The sequence below is a fragment of the Shewanella sp. genome (assembly GCF_013214165.1).
In the GTDB taxonomy this organism is placed as follows: Bacteria; Pseudomonadota; Gammaproteobacteria; order Enterobacterales; family Shewanellaceae; genus Shewanella.
Genome location: NZ_JABSSM010000162.1, coordinates 1 through 2,794, shown reverse-complemented (window position 1 = coordinate 2,794; position 2,794 = coordinate 1). Strand labels below are relative to the sequence as shown.

2 protein-coding genes and 1 pseudogene are annotated in these 2,794 nt (G+C 42.3%); all 3 read right to left on the bottom strand.

Translation table 11 applies throughout. The features are described 5' to 3' along the window. Window positions 1-349 precede the first annotated feature (349 nt). Window positions 350-1,299: pseudogene (locus HRU42_RS20850) on the bottom strand (alpha-amylase family glycosyl hydrolase). Between the two features lie 35 nt (window positions 1,300-1,334). Next, a complete protein-coding gene (locus tag HRU42_RS20845) occupies window positions 1,335-1,529 on the bottom strand; it encodes a hypothetical protein (RefSeq protein ID WP_295033985.1) in 195 nt (64 codons plus the stop codon). A 254-nt stretch (window positions 1,530-1,783) separates the two neighbouring features. Further along, entirely contained in the window at window positions 1,784-2,311 is a 528-nt protein-coding gene (locus HRU42_RS20840; protein WP_295033983.1) for a hypothetical protein, read from the bottom strand. Window positions 2,312-2,794 lie beyond the last annotated feature (483 nt).

Below are 2,794 nucleotides of genomic sequence, written 5' to 3'. Positions count from 1 at the left end.
GTTCAGCATCCATGCTTCTCGTTCATAGGCTCATGGCTATTCCATATTCACCATGCTTCTCGTTCATAGGCTCATGGCTTTACCATATTCACCATGCTTCTCGTTCATAGGCTCATGGCTTTACCATATTCACCATGCTTCTCGTTCATGAGCTTATGGCTATGCCATATTCACCCAATCTCTCGTTCGGAGAGTATAACTTCGTGATACCTCACCTTGAAACGGAAGCTCGCAGCCGCGTTCACACCCTGTTATTGCTCTCTTCGATTCGGCTTTTATCGACCAGCCTTTTAACGTAGGAGCGGCTTCAGCCGCGAAGACCTTTGTGAAGGCCTTTCCGAAGACCTTGCTAAGGAGATGGATGAAGTGCATTGCTGCTGGCTTTACCTTTACACCATAGCCCACAGCTATGCTGCTGTTTGAAAGCACACATAGCATCCCAACGACCACTAATACCACTGTATTGGCGGCGAAATTCTTTCGCTGAGGTTATCCAAGCCTCGGGTGCTATGCCAAGTTCATTGAGTAATTTAGGCTGGCTTGAATCAATAAACCCTTTTTTATCCGGTCTAATGGCTCTGCCTGTCCAATCGATAAGTTGGAGGTAATCACAGAAATGAAATGGGATGGCTGATTGAGTCGCTAGGTGGGCTGCACCATCGAATTGGGCAAGGGGTTTGAGTGGCTCACTCGAGGCTGATGCTGATTTATCATCATTGGTTTTAGTGTTTTTATAAGAAGTACTTAGCTCGTTGATACGCTCCTGAATGGACGTATAATCAGATGCTTGAAGTGTGTTCGCAATCATCCTCACGATTGGCCCGACGGGCTATCTCTTCATTAAGGCACCTCAACTCTTCATTAAATCAAGTGCACGAGATACTGGATAGACGTTCATGCCACTCAGCAAGTAGACCATCAAGCAGTAGACGCTCACCTTCGATTAAGGTGTCACCATTCATGTATTTAGTCGCGACATCATGTCCTTTAGTCACCTTACACCAAAGTGTGATCACCTCGCGGTTAGACAGCGACTTAGCTCTATCAAGGTCAATTTTAAGCACTAGATGATAGTGATTATTCATCACCGCATAGGCACAGACATCGATACAAAAAATAGCAGACAGAGCCTTAACCTTTTCGACAATCCAGCCGCGTCTATGCTCGAAACTCTTACCTGTAAATTTATCTTCACCGCAAAGGTAGGCTCTTCTAACACAACGATTTATTATATGATAGAAGGTCGTCTATTCTGAGTCGATATTGCCCTAACAATCAGTTACGACGAGCTGAAGTCATAATCGTTATCCTGAACAACACGGAGTTGAGGTAACTTAAAGGTTAGTAGAGGATGCCCTAAAGCACAAAAGATATGGCTGTCCTCTCTTTTTTTCCTGGGTGTCTTGGTTGTTTGTTTCTGTTCGTTGGTTAGAGGGGGCAAAGCGGCGTGGCGCATCGACGATCAGTGCGTGTTTGTAGGTTGCACCGTTGGCTCGCGGCGCAGCTGTTTTTAGCTTTAAAAAACGCATAACTAGCATCCTTGCTTGTTCGGGTAACATCTGTCTTTTGTCGTACAAAATTTAAAAAATCATGTGAAACATAAGGGGGGATAAAAAACAGTCATATTAAATCTAGATCATAAGGTGTAGGTGTGCCAATAAAACGCTCGTATATTTCGCACAGTAATTTGATAGTTCAATGTGGCTAGGTAATAAGAAGTACTCGATGTATTACATTTGTAATACATCGAGTTTTGGTGGCTAGGTCATTCTAGATTCGTCGATTACTGGATGAGCTTATAAGCCGTCCAGGTTTCACCTGTCCTTTGATCGACACCTTTCAAGATATTAGGGAGGACTTCGGTTACTTGATACTTCCATATGCAACGGGTTCGATTTAGGCCCGTGCTAAAGTCAGTACAGAAACTTAATTGATTGAGCTCTGTCACCGTTACATCGACGATATTGAACTGATAGTTGCTCCTATCTTCAATGACCCCACCATCGGTAAAGAAGTTCAGTTTTTTGTCGTAGCCTGTTTGGTCATATGTCATGCGCCATTTGGTACCGGCGAGACTGTCAAATGTCACCATGGCCTGATTATCTTGCAGTCTATATTTCAGCTCACCATCACTTGTTTGCCAGATCACATCCAGTCGGTGATCACCGTCGATATCCTTCAGTTGGAAAGCCTGCACATCTTCTCCTTGTAGTAGTGTTTGGGTTTGCTTGAATTCAATCTCTGCAGCTGTAGCAGTAAAAGAAGTAATAGCCACTATCGCACACAAACCCATTGTCATTTTTTTTGTCATCGTTGTTGCTCCTTGCGTTAATAAAATATGCATCTTTTTTGTGATGTCATATCAATATGTCATTTATTTTTTTTCCTGCAAGCTAATAGGTGGTTAGGATTGTGTAAATATCTATAAAAGTGCATTTACGTAGATATACAAAACCGAGACTTGTTTTGCTTAATGTGTTTAAACATGGCTTTTAAATGATTTTCTGTATTACATTTGTTCTACAAAAATAATGGGAGTGTGCTTGTGAAAACCATAGCTGTGATCAATCAGAGAATTTATCGAGAATTTATCGAGGAGAATTTATCGAGCCACCCAACATAAAAATAAAGCCATGGACCACATACCAGTACTGACATTGTGAGTGCCAGATGGCATGTAAGGCGATGATTTATATTAACTTAAAGTATCAAGGCGATGAGTTTGATACACCATGATAAGGGGACACCCATAAGATTTTTGATACTTAACCTCCCCCAAGTTCAACGTAGCGAA